The organism is Cryobacterium sp. TMS1-13-1, assembly GCF_004403125.1.
Classification (GTDB): domain Bacteria; phylum Actinomycetota; class Actinomycetes; order Actinomycetales; family Microbacteriaceae; genus Cryobacterium; species Cryobacterium levicorallinum.
The window spans coordinates 643,126-668,841 of sequence record NZ_SOGX01000010.1 but is presented as its reverse complement, the minus strand read 5'-3'; the positions used below and the strand labels follow the sequence as shown (position 1 = coordinate 668,841).

The following is a 25,716-nucleotide window of genomic DNA, read 5'->3' as shown; positions in this document are numbered from 1 at the left end:
TGACGGGACAGTACAGAAAATTAAGGACACAAAAAATGGGGTGATGCGCAAGCGGGTGGGGTTCCTCGCGGCCGGTCGCCGAGGGGAACCCCGATTGGTTAGCTTAGGGCGTCGAAAAGCGTGCTGATGTTCTGCTTCGGCTGGGTCAGCGTCAGTGTCAGCACGGGCCGGCCGTGCTCGGCGAGCACGCTCGCGTCTCCGCTGGCCTGCGCCTGAATGAGCTCACCAAAGGTGAACGGACGCTCGGGAATGTCGAGGTCCTCGGCCGGCGTGGCCAGAATCTGCAGGAAGACGGCGGTTGCCGTTCCCCCCTTGTGGAACTGACCGGTGGAGTGCAGAAAACGCGGTCCCCAGCCGAAGGTCACCGGGCGCTTGGAGAGCGCGGCGAGCTTATTGCGAACCTCGGCCAGCTCGGGCAGTGCCAGCCGGTCGACGTAGGCCTGCACGGCCACATAACCGTTGGGGCCGAGCTCCTCGAGCAGTGCATCAACGGCCGAGGCGAGGTCGCTAGCGGCACCGATGATGTGTGGCGTGCCGCGCACTTCGATACCGTCAGCGATGAACGCGGCGGGTTCCGGTGCGGGGCGGGCGTCCAGCAGACCGCGGGTCGCGATCTTCGCGGATTCAACGTCTGGCTGGTCGAACGGGTTGATACCCAGCAGGCGCCCGGCGACAACGGTCGCGTATTCCCAGACCAGAAACTGTGCACCGAGGGTTCCGCTGACGCGGATCTCGTCGCCGGTTTCGCTGAACAACTCGGTGCCGGCGTCAGCGACGACCCGCACGAGTTGCACATCGGGAAGCGCTTCGGTCAATTCCGGGGCATCCAGTTCGAGCACAACCGGCAAAATGCCGGTGCCGAGCTTGCCGGTCGATTCTGCGATGAGCTGTTCGACCCAGTCGGCGAAGCCCACAATGTGGGTGCCGTCCGAGACGATGGCGAGCTTGTCGCGGCGCGGGCTGGTCGCGGCGATCGCCGCTCCGAGCACGAGCCCCGGGTTCTCTGGGGAGTCGACGGCCAGGGCCAGTGAGATGGACTCTGCTTCGTCGAGAAGCGCACCGATGTCAACGCCCGCCAGGCCCGAGGGTACGAGGCCGAACGCGGTCAGTGCGGAGTAACGACCGCCCACGTTGGGATCGGCGTTGAAGACGCGATAACCGTCCGCGAGAGCGGATGCCTCGAGTGGCGATCCTGGATCGGTCACCACGACGATGCGTTCGGCTGGATCGATTCCAATGGCACGAAACGCACGCTCAAACACGCGGCGCTGGCTGTCGGTTTCGACGGTCGAGCCGCTCTTCGACGAAACCACGAGAGCGGTGCCCACGAGGTTGTCGTTCAGGGCAGCGAGCACCTGGCCGGGGTCGGTCGCGTCGAGAACGGTGAGGTTCACGCCAGCCGTGCGAGTGATGACCTCGGGGGCGAGCGACGATCCGCCCATTCCGGCGAGGGCGATCTGGGTGACGCCGCGCGCCTGCAGGGTGGCCCGCAACTCCAGAATCTCGGCCACGAGCGGCCTGGACACCACGACGGATTCGGTCCAGCCGAGGCGCAGTGCGGCCTCGGCTTCCGCCTCCGGCCCCCACAGCGCCGGGTTGAGGCCGGTGATGCCGGAGGCGACGAGATCCGTCACCAGCGTCGGTACGGTGGCGCGCACGGCATCGGCCGCTGAGCCACTCACCGAGATACGAAAGCTCATTAAACGACCGCGGTGGTCGCTGCGGCGGTGAGGGCCGTCTGTACGGTGTCGAGCAGTTCGTTCCAGGACACCTCGAACTTGGAGAGACCCTCTTCTTCGAGCAGACGGGTGACGTCGTCGTATGACACGCCCTGCGCGGCCAGTGCGTCGAGCACGGCGTTCGCGGCGGCGTAAGAGCCGGTGACCGAGTCGGCTGGGATGACGCCGTGGTCCGCTGCAGCCATCATGGTCTTCTCGGGCATCGTGTTGACGACCTCCGGGGCAACCAGTTCGGTCACATACAGGGTGTCGGGCAAGCTGGCATCCTTGACGCCGGTCGAGGCCCAGAGCGGGCGCTGCTTGGTGGCGCCGGCCTTGATCAGGCCGAGGGCACGCTCACTGCTGAATGCCTGCTCGTAGACCTGGTAAGCAAGCTGTGCGTTGGCGACGCCGGCCTTGCTCTTCAGAGCGAGGGCTTCGGGGGTTCCGATGGCCTCGAGGCGGGTGTTGATCTCGGAGTCAACGCGCGACACGAAGAACGACGCAACCGAGTGAATGGTGGAGAGGTCGATGCCGGCAGCGTTGGCCTGCTCGAGCCCAGCCAGGTAGGCGTTGATGACCTGGCGGTGACGCTCGAGGCTGAAGATCAGGGTGACGTTGACGCTGATACCCAAGGCGATGGTCGCCGTGATGGCTTCGAGCCCTTCGACCGTCGCGGGAATCTTGATCATCGCGTTGGGGCGGTTGACCTTCTTCCAGAGCTGCTGGGCCTCGGCGACCGTGCCGGCGGCGTTTCGGGCCAGGCTCGGCTCGACCTCGATCGAGACGCGGCCGTCCTGGCCCTGGGTCGCGTCGTAGACCGGGCGGAAGATGTCGCAGGCGGCGGCAACGTCGTCCGTGGTGATGGCGAAGACGGCGTCGGTGACGTTCGTGCCAGCGGCGGCCAGGGTCGCTACCTGCTCGGTGTAGGCCTCGCCCTTGGCGAGGGCTCCGGCGAAGATGGTCGGGTTGGTGGTGACGCCAACGACGTTGCTGTTCTTAATCAGGTCCTGCAGACCGCCGGACTTGATGCGCTCGCGGGACAGGTCGTCGAGCCAGATGCTGACGCCGGCGGCGGACAGCTGGGCGAGGGGGGAGGGGGTAGTCATTTCTAAAATCTCCTATAAATGCTGCCGTCAGGCAGCGATACTGTAGCGGTTCAGTGGAGAGGCATGGTGCAACTGATGTTGGCCCGCAGTACTGATCGATACGTACGGGACAACGTCACGCTGCGCTAATTGATTCCTTGGCGGCGGCGACGACTGCTTCAGTGGTGATTCCGAATTCGCGGAACAGCGTCTGGTAATCAGCGGATGCACCGAAGTGCTCGATTGAGATGCTGCGGCCGGCATCGCCGACGTAGCCGCGCCAGGTCAGCGCGAGGCCGGCCTCGACGGATACCCGTGCGGTGACGGCTGCGGGCAACACCGATTCGCGGTAGTCGCTGCTTTGCTCTTCGAACCATTCCAGGCAGGGTGCGCTGACCACGCGGGCGTTGATGCCTTCGAGGGCGAGCTGGGCGCGGGCGTCCACGGCCAACTGCACCTCGGAACCGGTACCGATCAAAATGACGTCCGGGGTTCCACCGGCCGCTTCGGCCAGCACGTAGGCGCCGCGGGCGACGTTCTTGGCCGAGGCGAATATTTCAGCGGATGCTGCGCCCTCACCGCGCTCGTAGACCGGAATGTTCTGGCGGGTCAGCGCGATGCCGGCCGGACCATTACGGCGTTCCAGAATGGTCTTCCAGGCCCAGGCAGTTTCGTTGGCGTCGCCGGGGCGAACCACGTCGAGTCCGGGAATGGCGCGCAGGGTTGCGAGTTGTTCGATCGGCTGGTGGGTCGGGCCGTCTTCGCCGAGGGCGACGGAGTCGTGGGTCCAGACGAAGATCGACGGAGCCTTCATCAGTGCGGCCAGACGTACCGCGGGGCGCATGTAGTCGCTGAAGATGAGGAAGGTGCCGCCGAACGGGCGGGTGTTGCCGTGCAGCACGATGCCGTTGAGAATGGCGGCCATGGCATGCTCGCGAATGCCGAAGTGCAGCACCCGTCCGTACTCGTTGCCGCTCCATTCACCGGTGGAGTGCTCACTCGGAATAAACGAGGCAGCGCCGCCGATAGTGGTGTTGTTGGATTCGGCAAGGTCGGCTGAGCCGCCCCACAGTTCGGGGATGACGCCGCCGAGGGCGGTGAGCACCTTGCCGGACGCCGCGCGGGTCGATACCGCGGTGCCGCCGGGAAAGACCGGGAGGGCCTCGTCGACGCCGTCGGGCAGATCGCCAGCGAGCACGCGGTCGAGCAGAATCTTGCGCTCGGGGTTGGCTACAGCCCACGCATCGAACTGCACGGTCCACTCGGCGTGCGCGGTGACGCCGCGATCGAGGGCCAGTCGGGTGTGGGCGATGACCGCGGGGGCGACGTCGAAGGTCTTCTCCGGGTCGAAGCCGAGAATGGTCTTGACGCCGGCGAGCTCTTCGGCGCCGAGCGCGGAGCCGTGGATCTTGCCGGTGTTTTGCTTCTTCGGGCTCGGCCAGCCGATGATCGTCTTGAGAATGATCAGGCTGGGCTTGCCGGTTTCGTTCTGGGCGGCCGTGATGGCTGCGTTGAGCTCGGCGACGTCTTCGACGTAGGAGCCCGTCTTCTTCCAGTCCACCGTCTGCACGTGCCAGTCATAGGCGGCATAGCGCGCGGCGACGTCTTCGGTGAAGGCGATATTGGTGTCGTCTTCGATGGAGATCTGGTTGCTGTCGTAGATCGCGATCAGGTTGCCGAGCTGCTGGTGGCCGGCGAGAGAGGATGCCTCGCTCGTGATGCCTTCCTGCAGGTCGCCGTCGCCGGCGATGACGTAGACGAAATGGTCGAACGGGCTGGCGCCGGTAGCGGCATCCGGATCGAACAGGCCACGCTCGAAGCGTGAGGCGTAGGCGAAGCCGACGGCGGAGGCCAGTCCCTGGCCGAGGGGGCCGGTCGTGATCTCGACACCGTCGGTGTGGCCGTATTCCGGGTGGCCGGGGGTCTTGGATCCCCAGGTGCGGAGGGACTTGAGGTCTTCAAGCTCGAGACCGTAGCCGCCGAGGTACAACTGCACGTACTGCGTGAGCGAGCTGTGGCCGACCGAGAGAATGAAACGGTCGCGACCGAGCCAGTCGTTGTCGGCCGGGTCCCGGCGCATGATCTTCTGAAACAACAGGTAGGCGGCGGGAGCGAGGCTCATCGCGGTGCCCGGATGCCCGTTCCCCACCTTTTCAACGGCGTCAGCCGCGAGAATGCGTGCGGTGTTAACCGCCTGATCGTCAATGGAATCCCATTGGAAAGCTGCCACGTCACGTAACCCTTCATTGAAGCGAAGGCGGGTTGAGCTCAACCCATCCTTTGATAGATGTGCAAGTGTCGGCAACCGTCTCACACTGCGGGGCCGCGCCATCCTGACGCGAGACTGCAGGTGGAATGTCACCCCCAGCGAGTTGGCCTGCTGGTGCTGCCATCTCCCACCCGGGGGCTCGCCGAACTACTGATTCACTGTGGGGAGCAATATAAGTATAGGGAAGATTGCGGCGGGACGCTCTATATGACGTGACATGTCCAATGTCGGGAAGGGGCAGTGGGTGACCTACACTAAAAAGACTTGCCTAGCGTTAGAGGAACAATGAACGTCGCCCTGAAGACCCCGGTCCTAAGCGGACCGCGCACAGTGAAGCGCACCCTCAAGGCTTATATCTCCCTGACTAAACCGCGAGTCGTCGAATTGCTCCTGGTAGTAACCGCACCCACGATGCTGCTCGCCGAACGGGGCATCCCCAGCCTCTGGCTGATCCTGGCGACTCTCGTGGGCGGAGCCCTCAGCGCTGGTTCCGCTGGAGCGTTCAACTGCTACCTCGATCGCGATATCGACCGCCTGATGAAGCGCACGAAGAACCGTCCGCTCGTCACCGGTGAACTGAGTGACCGGGAAGCCTTGATCTTTGCGTGGGCGTTAGGCGCGGCATCCATTCTCTGGCTGGGACTGCTGACCAACTGGCTCGCCGCCGCACTGTCGTTCGGTGCCATTTTGCTCTACGTAGTTTTTTACACGATCATTCTCAAGCGTCGCACCCCGCAGAACATCGTCTGGGGCGGTGTGGCCGGGTGCATGCCCGTGCTGATCGGTTGGGCCGCCGTGACTGGCGACCTGTCGTGGCCGCCGGTCATTCTGTTCATGATCATCTTCTTGTGGACGCCGCCGCACTACTGGCCATTGTCGATGAAGTACCGCGCCGACTACCAGGCCGCCGGCGTGCCGATGCTCGCCGTGGTGCGTGGCCGCGCCCAGGTGGGACTGCAGGTCATCCTGTACGCCTGGGCCACCGTCGCCTGCTCGCTGCTGCTGATCCCGATCGCCGACATGGGGCTGCTGTACACCTTCGTCGCGCTCGTCACCGGCGGCTGGTTCATCTACGAGACGCACCGCCTGTACAGCCTGGCCATCCGGCACGAGCACGTATCGCCAATGCGCGTCTTCCACGGCTCGATCGCCTACCTGACCCTGCTGTTCGTGGCCGTCGGCGTCGATCCGCTGCTGCCGTTCTAGTCTGAAAGCTCAGGCCCGTCGAGTAGTCAGGCCCGTCGAGTAACAAGTCCCGGCGCGTAATCAGACCCGGCGAGTGAGCCGGGTGTCAATTTTTCTGACGTCAGCCGAGTGAATTACGATCGTGACCACGCGTCCGGCCAGGGCCATCGCGGTACCTGTGAAATCGGAGGCCGTCACGGTGATGGCCGGCAGGGCCGTGTCGTCGACGATCAGGTTCGATCGGTGCGCCAGCGCGAGCTCGATCTCCGCCTGCTGCTGCGTGTGCCGTCCGGCCCAGAGTTCAGACCCGAACTCGTAGGGATTCTTGGCATAGTTCATCACGATGTATTGCAAGTGCTGGTTGAGTGCATCACGAATGGGGTCTCCGCCTCGATTTGTTGAACCCGGCACGTCGGTGAAGACGAATCCGCGCAATTCGGCGATGCCGATCGGGCCGGCCGGCGAATCCTCGAACCAGAAATTGCCCGCGGGATCGGCGAGCCAGTAATGGGCCTGCGCTTCGAGTGTGCGGCCGTGATTGCAGTACCAACTCCAGCTGCGTTCCTGAATGCGCCGTTGCGGCACGAAGCCGAACACCGGCGGACCGAACAGGGCGAGGCGCCCCGCGTCGTCTGGCGGCTTCGACTTGGCTCCCGGCGCGAGGTGCATGTCTGGAGAATACACCGGCGGCCACTGTCGGGGGAGTGCCGCGCGGCAATTCCCGATCGGGGTATGTGCGCTGCGCCGGGAGGTGCCATCTTCGGCTCCTTCATGCGCGTGAGATGACGTATTCGGCCAATTCAAAGCAGCTCACAGGGCCGAATGTGTCGTCTCGCCCGTGCCAGGGCGTGTCCGTGGGGCGAAGGTGTTGTCTCGCGACTCTCGATCGTGTTCAGTTAGCTGCGAGCGCGCTCGCGCGTCGTTTCGGGTACCCGGTCCGTGAGGGTGCTCGGAGCCTTGAGGTTCAGCACGACGGCGGTCATCGCCGCGGCGAGCACGCAGGCGAGCACCATGTGCAGCCCGACAAGCACCGGCGGCAGGCCCAGGTTTGCCTGCAGCAAGCCGACCACAATCTGGACAAGCTCGACCACGAGTAACGTGACGACGAACTTACGCACGGGCAGCTTGCCTCGAACGGATGCCGCGAGCAGCACGATCGTCAAGACCAGCGTCGCGTAGCCCGGCCAGGCATGCAGGTGCTCGAGCAACTCAGCGTTGAACCCAGTACGACCAGCCTCGGCGTCACCCGAATGCGGTCCGGAGGCGGTGGTCACGACTCCCATCACCACGGTCAGTGCCACCACGAAACTCGTGGCATGGGCGAGCCCGGCGAAGCCGACCGGTACGACGAGGGCGCGCGGCCCCGACGGGAGGTAGACCCGGTGCACCAGCACGGTGGCGATGCACACCATGATCAGCGAGGCCATGAAGTGAAAACCGACGATGAACGGGTTGAGACCGGTCAGCACGGTGACGCCGCCGACCAGCGCCTGCGCGAGAACGCCGAAACCGAGAATCACGGCGAGGATGAACAGATCCTTGCGCTCCGTGCGTAAGCGCCAGAGCAGCACGATGGCCGCGATCGCAATAATTCCGATCAACCCGGTCATCATGCGGTTGCCGAATTCAATGACGCCGTGCAGCCCCATCTCCGGCGTCGGCACGAGCGACCCGGCGACGCAGGTCGGCCAGGTCGGGCAGCCCAGTCCGGAACCGGTGAGGCGTACGGCACCCCCGGTGCCGACGATCAGGATCTCCGTCACGAGTGACAGCCACGCGGCCACGCGGATACGTCCGTCCATGGTGCTGGGCAACCAGACGTGAATTCGGTGAGCGACGACCCGAACCAGTGTGACGATGGCACTGGACAAGCCCTGATTATTGCGATTCACCGATTCACCGATTCTGCTTTCTCTGTCTTGCTCATGTTCTCGTGCCTTGTCATCGTGCCGGGTTCAGATGTGAATCGACCCGTAAGCACGCGAATCCCGCTGATCAACCTGTAGAATTGGGATCTCATGGAAGTCCTTCCCACGGTCATCCGATCGTAGGATTTCAATTCGGGCCGTATGGCTCGGGTTCATCGCGATGTTCCATGAATATTCTAGGTACGCAACGTAGCTGTCCAGACAACCCGTTCCCCCGTCTCCGTTGGAGGCACCGTGGGAATGACCGGACTAATATCCGGGTTGTGATGGGTAGAGAAGAGGTTAATATGTCGGATGTCCTGCTAGACCGTCCCGACCTTGAGGGGATCGGCACCTACGAATTCGGGTGGGCCGACTCAGACAAGGCCGGAGCATCCGCTCGTCGTGGTATTTCTCCCGAGGTTGTCACTGACATCTCGAACCTGAAATCCGAGCCGGATTGGATGCTGCAGCGACGACTGAAGGCACTTCAGCTGTTCGAACGCAAGCCCATGCCCACCTGGGGCGCCGACCTCTCCGAGATCGACTTCGACAACATCAAGTACTTCGTGCGGTCCACGGAGAAGCAGGCCCAGACCTGGGAAGACCTGCCCGACGACATCAAGAACACCTACGAGAAGCTCGGTATCCCCGAGGCCGAGCGTCAGCGCCTCGTCTCCGGTGTCGCGGCCCAGTACGAGTCTGAAGTCGTTTACCACCAGATCAACGAAGAGCTCGAAGCTCAGGGCGTCATCTTCATGGACACTGACACAGCGCTCAAGGAACACCCGGAGTTCTTCGAGGAGTACTTCGGCACCATCATTCCCTCCGGCGACAACAAGTTCGCCGCGCTCAACACGGCCGTCTGGTCCGGCGGATCCTTCGTCTACGTCCCCCCGGGCGTGCACGTTGAAATTCCCCTCCAGGCCTACTTCCGCATCAATACCGAGAACATGGGCCAGTTCGAGCGCACGCTGATCATCGCCGACGAGGGCAGCTACGTTCACTACATCGAGGGCTGCACGGCCCCGATCTACAAGTCCGATTCACTGCACTCCGCCGTGGTCGAGATCGTCGTGAAGAAGAACGCCCGCGTTCGGTACACGACCATCCAGAATTGGTCGAACAACGTCTACAACCTCGTCACCAAGCGGGCCACAGCCGGCGAAGGCGCGACGATGGAGTGGATCGACGGCAACATCGGTTCCAAGGTCACCATGAAGTACCCGTCCATCTACCTGATGGGCGAGCACGCCAAGGGCGAGACGCTCTCGGTGGCTTTCGCTGGCCCCGGCCAGCACCAGGATGCCGGCGCCAAGATGATCCACATGGCTCCGTACACGCAATCGTCGATCGTCTCCAAGTCCATCGCTCGCGGTGGCGGGCGCAGCGGATACCGCGGTGAGGTTCGAATGGATGCCTCCGCGCACCACTCCGCCAACACCGTGCGCTGCGACGCACTCCTCGTCGATACCTCGTCGCGCTCCGACACCTACCCGTCCATCGACATTCGCGTCGACGACGTGCAGCTCGGTCACGAGGCCACCGTCTCCCGGGTCAGCGCCGAGCAGCTCTTCTACCTGATGAGCCGCGGCATGCCCGAAGACGAGGCCATGGCCATGATCGTTCGCGGATTCATCGAACCGATCGCCCGGGAGCTCCCGATGGAGTACGCCCTCGAACTCAACAAGCTCATTGAAATGGGCATGGAAGGATCCGTCGGCTAAATGTCCGCCGCTTCAGCGCTTTCGAAGAGCGCGTCAACAACTGTGCCCGAATCATCCACACCCGCGCCCGAGTCGGTTCTGCCGGCCGGTCAGCACGGAATCAAGAAACACTCCGACGGACGTTTCGGCTACGTGCCGGTACAAACCCGATCGGATCGTTTCAAGAGCGTCAAGGTCGCTGACTTCGAGACCGTCACTGGTCGCGAAGCCGTCTGGAAGCACTCGCCCGTCTCGAAATTCACCGACCTCACCGCCGGTTCGCTCGACGGCTCGCGCTACCAGATCGAGTCCACTCCCTCAACGGATGTTTCTGTCGAGTGGGTTCCCAGAACGGATGCCCGTATCGGCACCGCCGGTCTGCCGGAAGAACGCGCCGCAGCGAACGCCTGGGGCGTCTTCGACGACGCCCTCGCCATCACGGTGAGCGGTGAAGAAGCCAAGGAGATCACGGTCACGCGATCCGCACTGGGCAGGTCCGCCCGCGGCGCCCACACCATCATCGAGGCCAAGCCGTTCAGCCAGGCCACGGTCATTCTGGCGAACACCGGCGACGCCCGGCTGAGCGAGAACGTTGAGATCATCCTCGGCGAGTCCGCCAACCTCACGGTCGTCTCGGTGCAGGAATGGGACGACTCGGCGGTGCACCTGGCCAACCATTTCGCATCCATTGGTCGTGACGCCCGTCTGAAGCACGTCGTGGTTTCTCTCGGCGGCAGCATCGTGCGGGTCAACCCGTCCGTGCGTCTGGCCGGTCCCGGCTCCGATGCGCTGCTCCTCGGGCTCTACTTTGCTGATGCCGGCCAGCACCTTGAGCAGCAGGTGTACGTCTTCCACGATGCCCCGAAGAGCCGCAGCCGAGTCAACTACAAGGGCGCGCTGCAGGGCCAGGACGCCCGCACGGTCTGGATCGGCGACGTGCTGATCGGCAACAAGGCCGCTGGAACCGACAGCTACGAGCAGAACCGCAACCTCGTGCTCAGCGAGGGCACTCGCGCCGATTCCATCCCGAACCTGGAGATCGAAACCGGCGATATCGTGGGTGCCGGTCACGCCAGTGCCACCGGACGGTTCGACGACGAGCAGCTGTTCTACCTTCAGTCTCGCGGCATCAGCGAGGAGGAAGCACGTCGGCTCGTCGTGCGCGGGTTCCTCACCGAGGTCGTGCAGCAGATTGGTTCTCCCGAACTCGAAGCACGGTTGCAACTCGCAATCGAGGCCGAACTTATTGGAACGGACGACAAGTAAGCATGGCCGCAACGAAGATCTGCGCTCTCGATGAGCTCGAAGTAAACCAGGCCGTCAAGATTGAAATCGATGGCGTCGCCATCGCTCTCGTGCGTGACGCAGCCGGCGACGTGTTCGCCATCGGCGACACCTGCACGCACGGCGACATCTCCCTGTCCGAGGGATTCGTGGAAGGCCAGACACTCGAGTGCTGGGCCCACGGCTCGATGTTCTCCCTCACCACGGGCAAGCCGCTGTCCCTGCCGGCCTACGACCCGGTCCCGGTTTACAACGTTGAACTCATCGACGGTTTCGTCTTCGTCGATCCTTCCGTCACCGTCACGGTCTGATTTTTTCTCAATCACCGACCGCCTCGCCAGCTCATTCTTAGAATTTAGAAAGGGATACGACATTCATGTCTGTTCTTGAAATCATCGACCTGCACGTCAGCGTCGAGACCGACCATGGCACCAAGCAGATTCTGCGCGGCGTCAATCTCACCATCAACGAGGGCGAAATCCACGCCATCATGGGCCCGAACGGCTCCGGCAAGTCCACCCTCGCCTACACGATCGCTGGCCACCCCAAGTATCACGTCGAGAGTGGCTCTATTCTGCTCGACGGCGTCGAAGTACTCAAAATGACAGTGGATGCCCGAGCGCGCGCCGGTCTTTTCCTCGCCATGCAGTACCCGGTCGAGATTCCCGGGGTCACCGTCACCAACTTCCTCCGCACCGCGAAGACGGCCATCGAGGGTGAGGCCCCGCCGATCCGCACCTGGATCAAGGATGTGCGTCAGTCGATGGCCAACCTGCGCATGGACAAGGCTTTCGCCGAGCGCAACGTCAACGAGGGCTTCTCCGGTGGAGAGAAGAAGCGCAACGAGATCCTGCAGCTTGAACTTCTCAAGCCCAAGTTCGCCGTGCTCGACGAGACCGACTCCGGCCTCGACGTTGACGCGCTCAAGATCGTCTCCGAGGGCGTTAACCGGGCCAAGGCCAACACCGGCCTTGGACTGCTGCTTATCACGCACTACACGCGCATCCTGCGCTACATCCACCCCGACTTCGTGCACGTCTTCGTCAACGGTCGGATCGCCGAACAGGGCGGCCCCGAGCTCGCCGACCGCCTCGAGGACGAAGGTTACGATCGCTTTCTCGTCCCGTCGAACGTAGGCTAGCGGTATGGTCTCAACACTCAGTCCGGCCCGCTTCGACGAAATCGAAGAGGCTCTCAAGGACGTCATGGACCCGGAGCTCGGCATCAACGTCGTCGACCTCGGACTCATCTATGACCTCGGCTGGGACGACGAGAATGACGCGCTCATTGTACACATGACGCTCACCTCGGCCGGCTGCCCGCTGACCGATGTGATCGAGGAGCAGACGGCGGAGGCTCTCGATGGCGTCGTCGACCAGTTCCGCATCAACTGGGTCTGGATGCCGCCGTGGGGTCCGGAGAAGATCACCGACGATGGTCGCGACATGATGCGAGCTCTCGGCTTCGCTATGTAGCTCTAGTTCTATCTTGAAGGCCCCGCCTGCACCGCAGGTGGGGCCTTTGGTCTCTGTCCAGCGGGAGCCGCAAAACATTCCCTTTAGAAAAGGTTTCTATTCAGTAGAACGGTATACTAATTGTATGGATACAGGGGAAAGCGGGGCCGTGAGGCGGCGGGCGGCACAGGCGGCGAGTACGCGGGCGGAGATTGTTATGGCGGCGGGGCGCCTCATGCTCGAGCGCGGATACGTGGGCACCTCGGTTGCGGCGATCGCGGCGGAGGCTGGCGTGGTGGTGCAGACCATCTACAACTCCGTGGGGTCGAAGGCGGAATTACTCGCGGCGGTTCTTGATCGAGTGGCCGCGGAACCGGGGGCACCGGCGTTGCTATCGGGGGCCACACGCGAACGCATTGCCGAGGCGCGAACGGCGACCGAGGTCATTCGCATTCTGGCCCGGTCAAGTGCGCTCGTGAATGAGCGCACCTCGGGCATTCTGCGCATTGTCAGCGAAGCGGCCGTTGTCGATCCGGACGTGGGGGAGTTCGAGCAGAAGCGGGACGCTGCCCGGCTGCACGGCTTCGGCGAAGTAGCGGCTGCGCTTCGGGAAAAGCGCGGACTGCGCGGTGGCATCAGCGACCACGAGGCGGCCGCGACGATGTGGGCGCTGGCCCACCCGCACACGTTTCGTACCCTCGTGCTGTCCCTCGGCTGGTCGACTGAGGCGTACCTGAATTGGCTGGAAAAGTCGCTCCTGGCGTCCCTACTGTAGGCGCCGTGTGCCGAGCACAGCCTGAGGGCAAATATACTAGTGAGTTGGACCGCTCTGGCCCACCCACACTTCACACCCGTACAAACACTTCGAATGGACTATTGCTGTGCTCAACGTGCAAGATCTCGAAATCCGCGTTGGAGCCCGCGTGCTCATGGAGGGCGTCAACTTCCGCGTCGCGAGCGGCGACAAGATCGGCCTCGTCGGCCGTAACGGTGCCGGCAAGACGACGCTGACGAAGACCCTCGCCGGGGAGACAAACCCGACCAAGGGTTCGATCAGCCACTCCGGCGAGATCGGCTACCTGCCGCAGGACCCGCGCGCGGGCGACCCGAGCATGCTTGCCCGCACGCGCATTCTGGACGCCCGCGGCCTCGGCACCATTGCCCTGGGCATGCAGGAGTCCAGCATGGCCATGGCCGATCCCGATCCCAAGATCGCCGCCGCCGCCATGAAGAAGTACGGGCGTCTGACCGATGAGTTCAACGGGCTTGGCGGCTACGCCGCCGAAGCCGAAGCCGCATCGATTGCCAGCAACCTGAAACTGCCGGACCATATTCTCGACCAGGCTTTGAGCACCCTCTCCGGTGGCCAGCGTCGTCGCATCGAACTCGCTCGCATCCTGTTCTCGGCCGCCGAGATGATGATCCTTGACGAGCCCACCAACCACCTCGACGCCGACTCGGTGGCGTGGCTGCGCGAGTTCGTCAAGAACTACAAGGGCGGCTGCATCATCATCAGCCACGACATCGAACTCGTCGGCGAAACGGTCAACCGGGTCTTCTACCTCGATGCGAACCGCATGATGATCGACATCTACAACATGAATTGGAAGAACTACCTCCTCCAGCGCACAGCGGATGCCGACCGCCGCAAGAAGGAACGCTCAAACGCTGAGAAAAAGGCGTCGACCCTGCAGCTGCAGGCCGCGAAGTTCGGGGCCAAAGCCAGCAAGGCCGCCGCAGCCCACCAAATGGTTGCCCGGGCCGAGAAGCTGCTCTCCGGCCTCGACGCCGTGCGTGCCGTTGAACGCGTTGCCAAACTGCGCTTCCCCGAGCCAGCACCGTGTGGTCGCACACCGCTCATGGCCAAGGACCTCTCGAAGAGCTATGGTTCCCTCGAAATCTTCACCGCCGTCGACCTCGCGATCGACCGCGGATCCAAGGTCGTCATCCTTGGCCTCAACGGTGCCGGAAAGACCACCCTGCTGCGCATGCTCGCCGGCGTCGACGAATCCGACACCGGTTCGATCGAACCCGGTCACGGTTTGCGCATCGGTTACTACGCCCAGGAACATGAAACCATCGACGTGAAGCGTTCGGTACTCGAGAACATGGTCTCTTCCTCGCCAAGCATCACTGAGATGGAAGCACGTCGGGTGCTCGGTTCGTTCCTGTTCACCGGCGATGACTCGAACAAGGCGGCCGGCGTACTCTCCGGCGGCGAGAAGACCCGTCTGGCCCTGGCCATGATCGTGGTCTCCGGTGCCAACGTGCTGCTGCTCGATGAGCCCACTAACAACCTCGACCCGGCCAGCCGCGAAGAGATCCTCGACGCCCTCGCCCACTACGCCGGCGCCGTCGTTCTGGTCAGCCACGATGAGGGCGCCGTGCAGGCGCTCAACCCCGAGCGCGTCCTGATCATGCCCGAGGGCACAGAGGACCACTGGAACAAGGACTACCTCGACCTGATCGAGCTGTCTTAACCAATTCCGTGACCCGGTCACCTGTCGGTGACCCAGGCAAAAGGACTAGAGCGTGATATCGATGAGAACGCCACTGCGCATCGCGCTGGTCTGCCTGCATACCTCGCCGGGCACGGACCCTGGCTCCGGCGATGCGGGCGGTATGAACGTCGTCGTGCGGCATCAGGCTGAGCAGCTGGCCGCCCTCGGACACCGTGTGACGATTCTGACTCGGCGGTCAGCGGCGGATCAGCCCGAAACGCAACAGCTCGCCGAGGGCCTCACGCTGCGGTTTCTGGCCGCCGGGCCCGCCCGAGCGCTGTCCAAGGGCACGCACGAGAACTATATCGATGAGTTCTCCGACCGGCTCAACGCGCTCGAGCCGGTCGACATCATCCACTCGCATCACTGGTTTTCCGGCATGGCAGCGCTTCCCGTCGCCCGCAACTGGCGCGTCCCGCACGTTCAGAGTTTCCATAGCATTGCAGCGGATGATGCGTCCCCGCTTTCGGCCGGAGAACGCGCCGAATCACCGGGACGGATGCGCGGAGAAGCGCGGCTGGCGCGGGAGTCCGACGCGCTGGTGGCGATCAGTGCGGCGGAGGCCGCCACGATTTCCGGGCGGCTCGGCGGCTCGGCGAGCCGAACCAACATCGTGCTTCCGGGGGTGGACAGCAACCTGTTCTCACCCAAACGCCAGCCCGCCGGCAGCGCGGCCGACCGCGGTTACGCCGTCGTCGCCGCGCGTCTGCAGCCACTGAAGGGCCTTGATCTGGCGATTCAGGCCATTGCGGCACTGCCGGCGGGCCTGCGTCCCGACCTAGTTGTTGCCGGTGATGCCTCGGTCGACTACTCCGGATACGTTGAGGAGCTCCGACAGCTCGCCGAACGGGCCGGTCTGTCCGGCATCCGCTTTGTTGGGCCGCAGTCCCATGCGCACCTGGCTGAACTGTTTCGCGGTGCCCGCCTGGTGCTCGTGCCTTCGCACTCGGAAACGTACGGTCTGGTGGCACTCGAAGCGGCCGCGAGCGGTGTTCCCGTCGTCGCTTCGGCCGCCGGTGGCCTGCGTGAAGCGGTTGTCGATGGGATCACCGGACTGGTCCTGGAATCCCGTGATCCGCGGGTCTGGGCCGACGCGATGGCGCAGATCCTGACCGATCCGACCCTGGCACGCGAACTGTCGCTGGCGGCTCGCAAGCATGCCCTCGGTCTGGATTGGAACCGTTCGGCTGCGTCGCTGGTTCGGGTGTACCGCGGTCTCCTCGACGAGGTGACCGAGGCTCGGCAGCACCACCGCGCCGTCGCCTGAGGAGCCGTCTCGGCGGGCTCGACCAGCGAAGTGCGCAAGCTCGAGAGTTGAGGTGGCTAGCCCCGTTGCCGGTCGAGCAGCTCGTCTTCAATCTCGGCATCATTGCGTGGCTTCGCCGCGCGCTTGCGGGCGCGTTCCTCGGCGCGTTCGCGCTCCTCGGGGTCCTCAGCATTGACGGCGCGGTATTCTTCGCGCAGGGCCCAGCCGAGTCCGATGAAGGCGAGCAGCCCGAATACGAACCACTGGAACGCATAGGACAGGTGCGGGCCCTCATCGCGGATCGGTTTCAGCACGGCGGCCGGGCGCTTCTCGGTCGCCGCGGGGCTCTCGGTGTCCATCAGGCCGTACGCGCCGGTATAGGTCGGGGCATTGAGTCGTTCGGCGATGGTAGTGAGGTTGATGGTCGCGACCTGGTTGCCGCTGGCCGTGCGGCCGGGCAGATCGGGTTCGCTGGCCTTGAGCCGGGCCACCACGGTGACCGTTCCGGAGGGCGCCGCCGGAACGGTGTCAGGAGCATCCTGTTCCTGCCCGGTGGGCAGCCAGCCGCGGTCGACGATAAAGATCGTGCCGTCGGTAAGCAGCAACGGGGTCAGTACTTCGAAGCCCGGGTTCACGTTGAGCGGGCGGTTGCGCGCGAGCATCTCGTCAGCGGTGAGGTAGGTTCCGGTCAGTTCCACCGGCATCCACTTTTGCGATTCGTCGAAGGCGGCCAGGTCTTCAAGAGCCTCGGCGACGGGCACCGGGTTCGAGTCGAAGTTGGAATCGATCTTGAACAGCTCGGTCAGTGCCTCATCGCGGCGGGCCAGCTGCCAGAACCCCAGCCCGGCGCAGACCGCGGCGAACAGCATGGTCAGCACGAGATATCCGGCCCAGCGGCGGCTGAAGGCGAACTTCCAGCCCGTCATCGCTGGTCTCCGGGGGAGTCCGGCGTGCACGTCTCGAGTGCGCTCACCGTCAGCGGAAAGTCCCGTGCGGCCAGGAATTCGCGCAGGTAGTCCACGTGTTCGTCGCAGGCCAGCCAGGTTTTCACCCGATCAGCAGAGTGGATGCTCGGGTTGCGCCAGTCCAGCCGCCACCTTCCTGCAGCGCGGCAGTCCGCCCGCGAACAAGTCGATGATTCCAGTGGTCGACCCAGACCTATCATCGGACTTCCGCCAGCAACCGCGTCAGCACTCACTTGACCTCGTCGTTGCCGCGGTAGAGCTCGACGCCGCCGGGCCGGAGCACTTGTGCTGCCGGAGGGGAAATTTTCACGTTCGCGACCACGACGGCAAAGTACGGCAGCAGAATGGCGCCGAGCGCGCAGACCACGAGCCACCAACCTTGTACGAAGAGCATGAGCACAATGCAGATGACACGCACTCCCATAGCAATCGAGTATTTGATCATTCGGTTGCGGCGTTCAACCTCGGGGGAGGCGGGGAGGGAGGTGATCGACTGCTGCTTCATAGGTCCATCGGGTTCGTCTACGGTGGAAACTCCACCTCTTCAAGACTACGTCTGCCCGGCTACTTTGTGGCACGCCTTAAACTTGAATTTGCCGGGTGTTTCCTTGAACCCGATTTACGATACCCAGCGCACCAGGACAGGAACATCATGACAACGACTCGAACAGTGCTCGTCACCGGCGGTAACCGTGGAATCGGCTTCGCCATCGCTGAAGAGTTTCTGGCCCAGGGACATCGGGTTGCCGTGACGTCCCGCTCCGGTCATGGACCGTCCGGCAGCCTCACCGTGTGGGCCGATGTGACAGACGCCGCATCCATTGACGCCGCCTTCACTGAGATCGAAGCGACCTACGGCCCGGTCGAGGTTGTCGTGGCCAATGCCGGAATCACCCGCGATACCCTACTCATGCGCATGTCAGAGGATGATTTCACCGCCGTCATCGACACCAACCTCAGTGGTGCCTTTCGCGTGGTCAAGCGCGCGAGCAAGGGCATGCTCAAGGCCCGATTCGGGCGCATCGTGCTGATCTCCAGCGTCGTCGGCCTGTACGGCTCGGCCGGGCAGGTGAATTACTCGGCGTCGAAGAGCGGCCTGATCGGCCTGGCCCGCTCGGTCACCCGCGAACTCGGTGCCCGCGGAATCACCGCGAACGTGGTCGCTCCCGGCTTCATCGAAACCGATATGACCGCTGCCCTGCCCGAAGCGCAGCAGGCCGAATACAAACGCAATATTCCGGCCGGTCGGTTCGCCACGCCGAGCGAGGTTGCGCGCGTCGTCAGCTGGCTGGCCGGCGATGATGCCGGCTACATTTCCGGTGCGGTCATTCCCGTCGACGGCGGCCTCGGCATGGGGCACTGACCGTCCTTTTGCAGCTGTCCGTTCAGCCGCGCAGGCCGAGAAGCGGCAGCACCTGGCTGAGGTTGCACAGGTCGATTACCAGGTCGGCCTCACGTTTCACCCGCGGTTTCGCGTTGAACGCGACGGCGAGTCCGGCCGCGTCCATCATGCGCAAGTCGTTGGCACCGTCCCCGACCGCAATGGTCTGCGCGAGCGCGAGCTGCTCCTGTGCGGCCCATTCGCGCAGGGCGACAGCCTTGGCCTCGGCGTCGATGATCGGTCCGATAACGCGACCGGTCAGGTGGCCGGCCTGTACCTCAAGCCGATTAGCCCGCCAATGATCAAGCCCCAGCTCGGCGGCCAGCGGGTCGAGCAGCTCATGAAAGCCGCCGGACACCACCCCGATCACGCCACCGCCGGCATGAATGCCCGCGATCAGCTCGTGCACGCCGTCGGTCGGGCGGATGCGTCGCCCCACGTCGGCAAAAACGCTCTCGGGCAGCCCCGCCAGGGTCAACACCCGCTCGCGCAGGCTCTCGGCAAAGTCGAGCTCACCGCGCATGGCACGGTCGGTCACCTCGGCGACGCGCTCGCGCACGCCTGCGGCATCCGCGAGCAGCTCAATCACCTCGTCTTGAATGAGGGTGGAGTCGGCGTCGAGAACGACGAGAAAGCGTGCTGCGCAGCTAAGGATCACGGAGTAACCAGCACGCCCTTACCGACGACGGTGATTCCGGATTCGGTCACGCTGAAGCCCCGCGCCAGGTCACGATCCCGGTCGACACCGACGGTGGCGCCAGCTTCGACGATGACTTCCTTGTCAAGGACGGCGCGCCGCACGATGGCGCCGGGCCGAATCTGCACCCGGTCGAAGATGATGGAGTCCACGACCTCGCAGGCGGAGCCGATCGACGTCCAGGGGCCGAGCACGCTGCGCTCGATGTGAGCGCCGGAGATGACACAGCCCAGCGACACGATCGAGTCGATCATGGTGCCGAGGGCGCCCTGGCCGTCGCGCACGAACTTGGCCGGCGGCGAATTCAACTGCATGCTGAAAATCGGCCATTTCTGGTTGTACAGGTTGAACACAGGCAGGGCCGAAATGAGGTCCTGGTGCGCCTCAAAGAACGAGTCGATCGTTCCCACGTCGCGCCAGTAGTAGCGGTCGCGATCGGTCGACCCGGGTACTTCGTTTCGCTTCAGGTCATAGACGCCGGCGTCGCCACGCGAGACGAAATCGGGAATAATGTCGCCGCCCATGTCGTGGCTGGAGTCGGTGCGCTCACCGTCACGCAGCACGGCCTCGATCAGGGCATCGGTGTTGAAGACGTAGTTGCCCATCGAGGCGAATACCTCGTGCGGGGCATCGGCGAGTCCGACGGAATCTTTGGGCTTTTCGCGAAAGTCAGAGATTCGATCCGGGGTGGCGGCATCCACTTCGATAACGCCGAACTGGTCGGCGAGACCGATCGGCTGACGGATGGCCGCGACGGTGGCGGACAGCCCCGACGCGATGTGGGCGTCGATCATCTGACTGAAGTCCATGCGGTAGACGTGGTCTGCACCGACCACGACGACAATGTCGGGCTTTTCATCGTGAATGAGGTTGAGGCTCTGCAGAATGGCGTCGGCGGAGCCGCTGAACCAGCGCTTGCCGAGGCGCTGCTGCGCCGGCACCGAGGCGATGTACGAGTTGAATAACCCACCGGAGACATGCCAGGTCTGCGACACGTGGCGGTCCAGGCTGTGTGACTTGTACTGCGTCAGCACGACGATCTGGGTCACACCCGAGTTGATCAGATTGGAGAGGGCAAAATCCACCAGGCGGTAATGCCCGCCAAAGGGGACGGCAGGCTTCGCCCGGTCTTCGGTCAACGGCATCAGCCGTTTTCCCTCACCACCCGCGAGCACGATTCCAAAGATCTTCTTGGCCTTCATGTGTACAGAGTAGGGCCTCCCCGGCAAGCCGACTAGCAACATGGCTGTGCGCCGTGTCGCCCTGCGCTACCTTTGCTCCATGCGAGTGGATCTGATGACCAAGGAATACCCCCCGGAAATCTATGGGGGAGCCGGTGTGCACGTGACCGAACTGGTGCGAGCGCTCCGACACGACATCGAGGTGTCCGTTCGGTGCTTCGGCGCGCCGCGTGACGACCTCCACACGTTCGCCTACGACGTTCCCGCGCAATTGGCCGACGCCAATGCGACCCTGGGCACCCTCGGGGTTGACCTGCAGATGGCGCAGGACGCCGATGGCGCCGATCTGGTGCACTCTCACACCTGGTACGCGAATGCAGCCGGGCACCTCGCCCAAATGCTGCACGGCATCCCGCACGTGGTCACGGCGCACAGCCTGGAGCCATTGCGGCCGTGGAAGGCCGAGCAGCTCGGCGGCGGCTATCGGGTGTCGAGCTGGATCGAGAAAACCGCCTTTGAAGCAGCGGATGCTGTGATCGCCGTCAGCGACGGCATGCGTCGCGATATCCTGCGCAGCTACCCCGCACTCGACGCCAGCCGGGTGCACACTGTATACAACGGTATCGATCTCGAGCGGTGGAAACCGACCAGGGATGACGATTTTGTGCGCGGCCTGGGAATAGACCCCGACCGCCCCTCCGTCGTCTTCGTGGGGCGCATCACCCGACAGAAGGGCCTGCCCTACCTGTTGCGTGCGGCGCAATTGCTGCCGCCGGAGGTGCAATTGGTGCTGTGCGCGGGCGCGCCCGACACGCCCGGAATTCTTGCCGAGGTTACGGCCGGTGTCGAATCCCTTCAGCAGGAACGCTCCGGCGTGGTCTGGATCAACCGGCTGCTGGCCCAGCACGAGCTCGCCGCGGTACTGACGCAGGGCACGGTGTTCGTCTGCCCGTCCATTTACGAGCCCCTCGGAATCGTCAATCTCGAGGCCATGGCCTGCGGCCTTGCCGTGGTCGGTACTGCAACCGGTGGAATCCCCGAGGTCGTCGCTGACGGCGAGACCGGGCGTCTCGTGCCGATCGAACAGTTCACCGACGGCACCGGAACGCCCCTGCACCCCGAACAGTTCGTCGCCGACCTGGCCCGCACCCTGACCGAGGTGGTGAGCGATCCGGACCGCGCGGCCGAGATGGGGCGCGCCGGGCGGGTTCGTGCCGAGCAAGTATTCGGGTGGGCTCAGATCGCCACCCGCACTCGGGAGATCTACGCCGCCCTGCTCTGAGCTGGCCGTATCTGCTGCCTCGGCGCGTCCCACTGCGACGCGCCGAGGCATGTTCGCACGGTCTGTCGGCAAGCGCGGCGCCCGATAACATGGCTGTATGGTCAACGTTTTGCATTTCACCGACGTCTCCGTCGTCCGGGGTGGCACCGCCATCCTCGACTCAGTGAATTGGAGCGTCGACGACGACCAACGCTGGGTGATTCTCGGCCCCAACGGTGCCGGCAAGACCACCCTGTTACAGATCGCCGCCGCCTTCATGCACCCGTCGACCGGGCAGGCCGAGGTGCTCGATGAGACCCTCGGTGGAACGGATGTCTTCGAGCTGCGGCCCCGCATCGGCTTCGCTTCGACCGCCATGGCGCGCAAGGTTCCCGGCAACGAAAAGGTCATCGACGTTGTCATGACGGCCGCGTACTCGGTGACCGGCCGCTGGAACGAAGAATATGAAACCATCGATGAACGCCGTGCCCAGCGCGTTCTGCAGGAATGGAACCTCGACCACCTCGCCGATCGCAAGTTCGGCACCCTCAGTGACGGCGAGCAGAAGCGGGTGCAAATCGCCCGCTCGGTCATGACCGATCCGGAGATTTTGCTGCTCGACGAGCCCGCCGCGAGCCTGGACCTCGGCGCCCGGGAATCCCTGCTGCAGCTGCTGAGTGGTTTTGCCCGCGAGACAAACTCTCCGGCCATCATCATGGTGACCCATCACGTCGAAGAAATTCCCCTCGGATTCACGCACGTACTGCTGTTGTCGGAGGGCAAGATCGTCGCCGCCGGCCCGATCGCTGAGGCGCTCACTGCCACGGCGCTCAGCGAGACCTTCGGTCTCAAGATTGAGCTCACCGAGACGGACGGACGCTACGCGGCACGATCGATCTAGGGCGGTTGCTTTCGCCGCACGCCCAGCGCTCCAAAGCCACGGTGTTCTGCTAAAGTTAGTGGCTGGCCATTTGGCCAACCAGCTTGTCGCCTCCTGGGGCTGCGGGCCCAACATTCGAACAGCACTGTGACCAGTTACAAGTCTGTTCACCAGAAGTGCAAAAGGAAATTCTCATGAAGTCTGACATCCACCCCGAGTACGCTCCCGTGGTCTTTCGCGACCTCGCCTCCGGTGCGACCTTCCTGACTCGTTCGACGGTCTCCAGCAAGAAGACCATCGAGTGGGAAGACGGAACCACGTACCCGGTCATCGACGTGGAAATCTCCTCCGAGTCGCACCCGTTCTACACGGGCAAGCAGCGCATCATGGACTCCGCCGGACGCGTGGAGAAGTTCAACTCGCGCTACAAGGGTTTCGGCAAATAGCACCTGGTTTTTAGTTCCAACGAAAAAGCGACCAGCCTCGGCTGGTCGCTTTTTTTATCTAGAGTTTGTTGCTCAGCGCTGGTCTTAGTTAGCGCTGGGGCCAGGCGGTATCGGCCAAAAATTCGGGATCGCGGCCGCGGCGCATGTATTCCTGAAAGCTTTCGGCCTGCTGGCGATACCAAGTAACCTGCAGGGCGTGCATCTCATCGAGGGTGGTCGGCAGGGCCACACGGTGTGCGCGGTGAATCGCCTGGGCGACCCGGCCGGCGGCGATCGCATCCGCTCCGGCATCGTGCGCGTCATCGAGGCTGACACCGTAGAACGCGCTCGTCGCCTCGAGGGTGCGCTTCCCCTTGCGGTACTTATCGACGGCCTTGTCAATGACGAGGGGGTCGACCACCGGGCTGGGGGAGACGAGCGGGGCGATGCCGTAGCGCACGGCTTCACGATCGAGCAGGGTGAGGTCGTACGGGGCGTTGTAGGCGACGATGGGCAGTCCGTCGGCCAGGTGTGCGCGAAGTGCCGCAACGATCTCGGCGACGGCTTCGGTGGCGACGCGCCCATGTTGCACGGCGTGCTCGGTCGTGATGCCGTGCACGTTGGTGGCACCGGCGGGAATCTCAATGCCCGGATCGACGAGCCAGTCGATGCGCTCAACGGCGGTGCCGCTCGCGTCGAGGACTGCGACGGTGGCCGACACGATTCGGCAGGATTCTACGTCGATGCCGGTGGTCTCAAGGTCGAATACGGCGAGGTGATCGCTCCAGGTGCTCATACTTCAACCCTAGGGCCGACCACCGACACACTTCTGCGGCGCCACTCTCCGGCAAGAGAACTGGCCGCGAGCGCTGAGATCGACCTAGGAGTTGCGGGTGGCTCACGTCCGGCGTAGGCGGTCGGTACGCGAGGCACGATGCTGGACTTCGGCGCCGCATTGTCTGTTGCCAGCAACCAACGCGGTCGCGTCCCGGAGTGGGTTTGGCTATCGGCGTGGAATTCGTTAGAGCCGAATGCGACGGTTGATGACATTCTCGGCGCTCTCGCGCATGGTGTGGTTGCGGGCGCGGGCATCCGCTCGCAATCTCTTGAAGGCTTCGTCCATGTCGACGGTGCTGAGCTGGGCGATGACCCCCTTGGCCTGTTCAATCACGATGCGGCTGTTGAGGGCACGTTGCAGCTGTTCGTTGACCACGGCGTCTTCGCGCACGGTGCGTTCCTGCAGAATGCTGATCGTTGCAACGTCAGCCATGGCCTGACCAATAGCAGCGTCTTCGGGTGTGACATCGCCGGTCTCGGTACGGAACAGATTGAGAGCGCCGATCGCCCGGTTACGTACCCGCATGGGAATGGCGTGCACCGAGCGGAAACCCTGGGACAGCGCGGCCGCCTTGAAATCGGGGTAGGTATCGCCGGAAGCGGCGATATCGCCCATGGTGACGACCTCGCCGGTGAGGTAACAATCAACGCACGGCCCGGCCCCGGCCTGCTGTTGCAAAACTTCGACGAGATAACTTTCCTCGCTGGTTGAGGCGACGACCTGCAGCTCGCCGCTCGGATCGGCTAGCAGGAGGCCGGCAGCTGAGGCGTCGAGCAACTCAACGCACTTCTCGACGAGGGTGTGCAGCACGTCGAGAACGTCATATTCGCCCACCAGAGTGTCCGTCAACTTCACGAAGGCGGCGCTCACCATCGAGGCGCGAGTCTGAGTGACCATGGGTTAATTCTATGACCTTTCCTGTTTTTTTACTCGGTTTCCGGCGTGAACTGTAACCGCCGCGCAACCACGTCACCGGCGATCGTGCGCACGGTTTTGCCGTGCGCAAACGCGTGCCCGCGCAGGAGAAGCAGCGCATCCGTCGGCGTGACATTCATCTGCACGAGCACCATGCCGGTGGCCTGATGAATTTCCCGCCTCGACAGGGGAGAAGCCTCCGTGATCGTCGCTGACGCGGTGGATTCCTTGACCCGAAGCAGCCGATCCAACAGGTTCCAGGCGGTTTGGTTGGCCAGGAGCAGTGCTTTCGCCCGGTCGGTGCGATCCAGCGCGCCGGAGGTGGTGCTGTAGAGCTCGACGATGCCCACATCGAGCGCGCCGAGGGTGAGTGGAAAAACGTAGAGCGCCTCCACCTCGGTGTCCAAAAGTGCCGCGAAAAAGACCGGCCAGAGCGGATGCTCACCCTCGCGCACCCGAGGTTCGAGCACGGGAATGCGCGTGCGCGCCGCCTCCCACCGGGGGCCCTCGCCCAAATCGAACTGAAGCTCATCGAGGCGAGCGGCCAGCCCATCGGTGGCGCAGACGACCGTTTCAGGAACGGCCCCGCCAAACACCGAAACCGCAGCACCGGTGACCGGCAACGCGTCGAGAAATTTGGCGCACAGCGCCACGTCTTCGACGCCACAATCTGAGCTGGACAATTTCGGCACGATCGACCGGCCTCCAGACCTAGGACGACAGCTTGCTAGTCTTAAGGATACGTGCCATCGGTTGCGGCAACAAGGACAGCGGATGAGCTTTTGCCGAGCTCGCAGCATCCGTTTATCTGCCGC

At 63.8% G+C, this 25,716-nt stretch carries 26 protein-coding genes; 13 read left to right on the top strand and 13 right to left on the bottom strand.

Annotated elements, in window-relative coordinates; all coding sequences use genetic code 11:
• Window positions 1-98: 98 nt before the first annotated feature.
• The 3 genes from E3T31_RS12530 to tkt all read right to left on the bottom strand — a co-directional run bounded on the left by E3T31_RS12530 (window position 99) and on the right by tkt (window position 5,036).
• The gene (locus tag E3T31_RS12530) at window positions 99-1,700 is read right to left on the bottom strand and encodes a glucose-6-phosphate isomerase (protein ID WP_134468984.1); all 1,602 of its coding nucleotides are present in this window, start codon (window positions 1,698-1,700) and stop codon (window positions 99-101) included.
• Entirely contained in the window at window positions 1,700-2,827 is a 1,128-nt protein-coding gene (gene tal / locus E3T31_RS12525; protein WP_134468983.1) for a transaldolase, read from the bottom strand. The genes E3T31_RS12530 and tal overlap by 1 nt, the downstream gene beginning before the upstream one ends.
• A gap of 115 nt (window positions 2,828-2,942) precedes the next feature.
• Window positions 2,943-5,036 carry a transketolase gene (gene tkt, locus E3T31_RS12520; RefSeq protein WP_134468982.1) on the bottom strand — a complete coding sequence of 698 codons (2,094 nt, stop codon included), beginning with the start codon at window positions 5,034-5,036 and terminating at the stop codon, window positions 2,943-2,945.
• Between the two features lie 324 nt (window positions 5,037-5,360).
• Between tkt and E3T31_RS12515 the strand changes: the two genes are divergently transcribed.
• The gene (locus E3T31_RS12515) at window positions 5,361-6,281 is read left to right on the top strand and encodes a heme o synthase (protein WP_134468981.1); all 921 of its coding nucleotides are present in this window, start codon (window positions 5,361-5,363) and stop codon (window positions 6,279-6,281) included.
• Between the two features lie 60 nt (window positions 6,282-6,341).
• Here the strand turns inward: E3T31_RS12515 and E3T31_RS12510 are convergent, their stop codons facing one another.
• Window positions 6,342-6,944 (bottom strand): hypothetical protein, encoded by a 603-nt coding sequence (locus E3T31_RS12510; RefSeq protein WP_134468980.1) that lies wholly within the window; start codon window positions 6,942-6,944, stop codon window positions 6,342-6,344.
• A gap of 212 nt (window positions 6,945-7,156) precedes the next feature.
• Window positions 7,157-8,152 carry a heme A synthase gene (locus E3T31_RS12505; RefSeq protein WP_370304554.1) on the bottom strand — a complete coding sequence of 332 codons (996 nt, stop codon included), beginning with the start codon at window positions 8,150-8,152 and terminating at the stop codon, window positions 7,157-7,159.
• A 323-nt stretch (window positions 8,153-8,475) separates the two neighbouring features.
• Between E3T31_RS12505 and sufB the strand changes: the two genes are divergently transcribed.
• The 8 genes from sufB (at window position 8,476) to E3T31_RS12465 (ending at window position 16,379) form a co-directional block, all read left to right on the top strand.
• A complete protein-coding gene (sufB, locus tag E3T31_RS12500; RefSeq protein ID WP_092448558.1) occupies window positions 8,476-9,894 on the top strand; it encodes a Fe-S cluster assembly protein SufB in 1,419 nt (472 codons plus the stop codon).
• Window positions 9,895-11,139, top strand: coding sequence for a Fe-S cluster assembly protein SufD (gene sufD / locus E3T31_RS12495; RefSeq protein ID WP_134468979.1), 1,245 nt, complete (start codon window positions 9,895-9,897; stop codon window positions 11,137-11,139).
• A gap of 2 nt (window positions 11,140-11,141) precedes the next feature.
• Window positions 11,142-11,468 carry a non-heme iron oxygenase ferredoxin subunit gene (locus E3T31_RS12490; RefSeq protein ID WP_134468978.1) on the top strand — a complete coding sequence of 109 codons (327 nt, stop codon included), beginning with the start codon at window positions 11,142-11,144 and terminating at the stop codon, window positions 11,466-11,468.
• 65 nt (window positions 11,469-11,533) lie between these two features.
• Window positions 11,534-12,298, top strand: a complete 765-nt coding sequence (gene sufC / locus E3T31_RS12485; RefSeq protein WP_134468977.1) for a Fe-S cluster assembly ATPase SufC — start codon at window positions 11,534-11,536, stop codon at window positions 12,296-12,298.
• Window positions 12,299-12,302: 4 nt separating this feature from the next.
• Window positions 12,303-12,632, top strand: a complete 330-nt coding sequence (locus E3T31_RS12480) for a metal-sulfur cluster assembly factor (protein WP_092448561.1) — start codon at window positions 12,303-12,305, stop codon at window positions 12,630-12,632.
• 196 nt (window positions 12,633-12,828) lie between these two features.
• Window positions 12,829-13,386 carry a TetR/AcrR family transcriptional regulator gene (locus tag E3T31_RS12475; protein ID WP_158251654.1) on the top strand — a complete coding sequence of 186 codons (558 nt, stop codon included), beginning with the start codon at window positions 12,829-12,831 and terminating at the stop codon, window positions 13,384-13,386.
• A 106-nt stretch (window positions 13,387-13,492) separates the two neighbouring features.
• Entirely contained in the window at window positions 13,493-15,091 is a 1,599-nt protein-coding gene (locus E3T31_RS12470; RefSeq protein ID WP_134468975.1) for an ABC-F family ATP-binding cassette domain-containing protein, read from the top strand.
• Between the two features lie 61 nt (window positions 15,092-15,152).
• Entirely contained in the window at window positions 15,153-16,379 is a 1,227-nt protein-coding gene (locus E3T31_RS12465) for a glycosyltransferase (protein ID WP_134469338.1), read from the top strand.
• A 56-nt stretch (window positions 16,380-16,435) separates the two neighbouring features.
• Here E3T31_RS12465 and E3T31_RS12460 read toward each other — a convergent pair whose 3' ends face one another.
• The 3 genes from E3T31_RS12460 to E3T31_RS12450 all read right to left on the bottom strand — a co-directional run bounded on the left by E3T31_RS12460 (window position 16,436) and on the right by E3T31_RS12450 (window position 17,828).
• The gene (locus E3T31_RS12460; protein ID WP_134468974.1) at window positions 16,436-17,284 is read right to left on the bottom strand and encodes an SURF1 family protein; all 849 of its coding nucleotides are present in this window, start codon (window positions 17,282-17,284) and stop codon (window positions 16,436-16,438) included.
• Entirely contained in the window at window positions 17,281-17,409 is a 129-nt protein-coding gene (locus E3T31_RS18760) for a hypothetical protein (RefSeq protein WP_370304551.1), read from the bottom strand. The genes E3T31_RS12460 and E3T31_RS18760 overlap by 4 nt, the downstream gene beginning before the upstream one ends.
• Before the next feature lie 143 nt (window positions 17,410-17,552).
• Complete coding sequence (locus E3T31_RS12450; RefSeq protein ID WP_134468970.1) at window positions 17,553-17,828, bottom strand: DUF3099 domain-containing protein; 276 nt, start codon at window positions 17,826-17,828, stop codon at window positions 17,553-17,555.
• Window positions 17,829-17,975: 147 nt separating this feature from the next.
• On the opposite strand from E3T31_RS12450, the gene E3T31_RS12445 reads away from it, so the two are divergent.
• Entirely contained in the window at window positions 17,976-18,686 is a 711-nt protein-coding gene (locus E3T31_RS12445) for a beta-ketoacyl-ACP reductase (protein ID WP_134468968.1), read from the top strand.
• 22 nt (window positions 18,687-18,708) lie between these two features.
• Here E3T31_RS12445 and serB read toward each other — a convergent pair whose 3' ends face one another.
• Together serB and E3T31_RS12435 are read right to left on the bottom strand one after the other, a co-directional pair.
• The gene (gene serB / locus E3T31_RS12440; protein WP_134468966.1) at window positions 18,709-19,362 is read right to left on the bottom strand and encodes a phosphoserine phosphatase SerB; all 654 of its coding nucleotides are present in this window, start codon (window positions 19,360-19,362) and stop codon (window positions 18,709-18,711) included.
• Window positions 19,359-20,603, bottom strand: a complete 1,245-nt coding sequence (locus E3T31_RS12435) for a glucose-1-phosphate adenylyltransferase (RefSeq protein ID WP_092448570.1) — start codon at window positions 20,601-20,603, stop codon at window positions 19,359-19,361. The genes serB and E3T31_RS12435 overlap by 4 nt, the downstream gene beginning before the upstream one ends.
• Window positions 20,604-20,682: 79 nt before the next feature.
• Here E3T31_RS12435 and glgA point away from each other — a divergent pair, with 79 nt between their 5' ends.
• The 3 genes from glgA to E3T31_RS12420 all read left to right on the top strand — a co-directional run bounded on the left by glgA (window position 20,683) and on the right by E3T31_RS12420 (window position 23,169).
• On the top strand, window positions 20,683-21,864 hold the full coding sequence (gene glgA / locus E3T31_RS12430; protein ID WP_134469336.1) for a glycogen synthase: 1,182 nt from the start codon (window positions 20,683-20,685) through the stop codon (window positions 21,862-21,864).
• A gap of 97 nt (window positions 21,865-21,961) precedes the next feature.
• On the top strand, window positions 21,962-22,744 hold the full coding sequence (locus tag E3T31_RS12425; protein WP_134468965.1) for an ABC transporter ATP-binding protein: 783 nt from the start codon (window positions 21,962-21,964) through the stop codon (window positions 22,742-22,744).
• Between the two features lie 173 nt (window positions 22,745-22,917).
• Window positions 22,918-23,169, top strand: a complete 252-nt coding sequence (locus E3T31_RS12420) for a type B 50S ribosomal protein L31 (RefSeq protein WP_092448573.1) — start codon at window positions 22,918-22,920, stop codon at window positions 23,167-23,169.
• An 88-nt stretch (window positions 23,170-23,257) separates the two neighbouring features.
• Here the strand turns inward: E3T31_RS12420 and E3T31_RS12415 are convergent, their stop codons facing one another.
• The 3 genes from E3T31_RS12415 to E3T31_RS12405 form a co-directional block, all read right to left on the bottom strand.
• On the bottom strand, window positions 23,258-23,944 hold the full coding sequence (locus tag E3T31_RS12415) for an exonuclease domain-containing protein (protein WP_134468964.1): 687 nt from the start codon (window positions 23,942-23,944) through the stop codon (window positions 23,258-23,260).
• Window positions 23,945-24,169: 225 nt separating this feature from the next.
• The gene (locus tag E3T31_RS12410; protein WP_134468963.1) at window positions 24,170-24,883 is read right to left on the bottom strand and encodes a GAF and ANTAR domain-containing protein; all 714 of its coding nucleotides are present in this window, start codon (window positions 24,881-24,883) and stop codon (window positions 24,170-24,172) included.
• A gap of 29 nt (window positions 24,884-24,912) precedes the next feature.
• A complete protein-coding gene (locus E3T31_RS12405; protein WP_241977877.1) occupies window positions 24,913-25,593 on the bottom strand; it encodes a GAF and ANTAR domain-containing protein in 681 nt (226 codons plus the stop codon).
• Window positions 25,594-25,716: the final 123 nt, after the last annotated feature.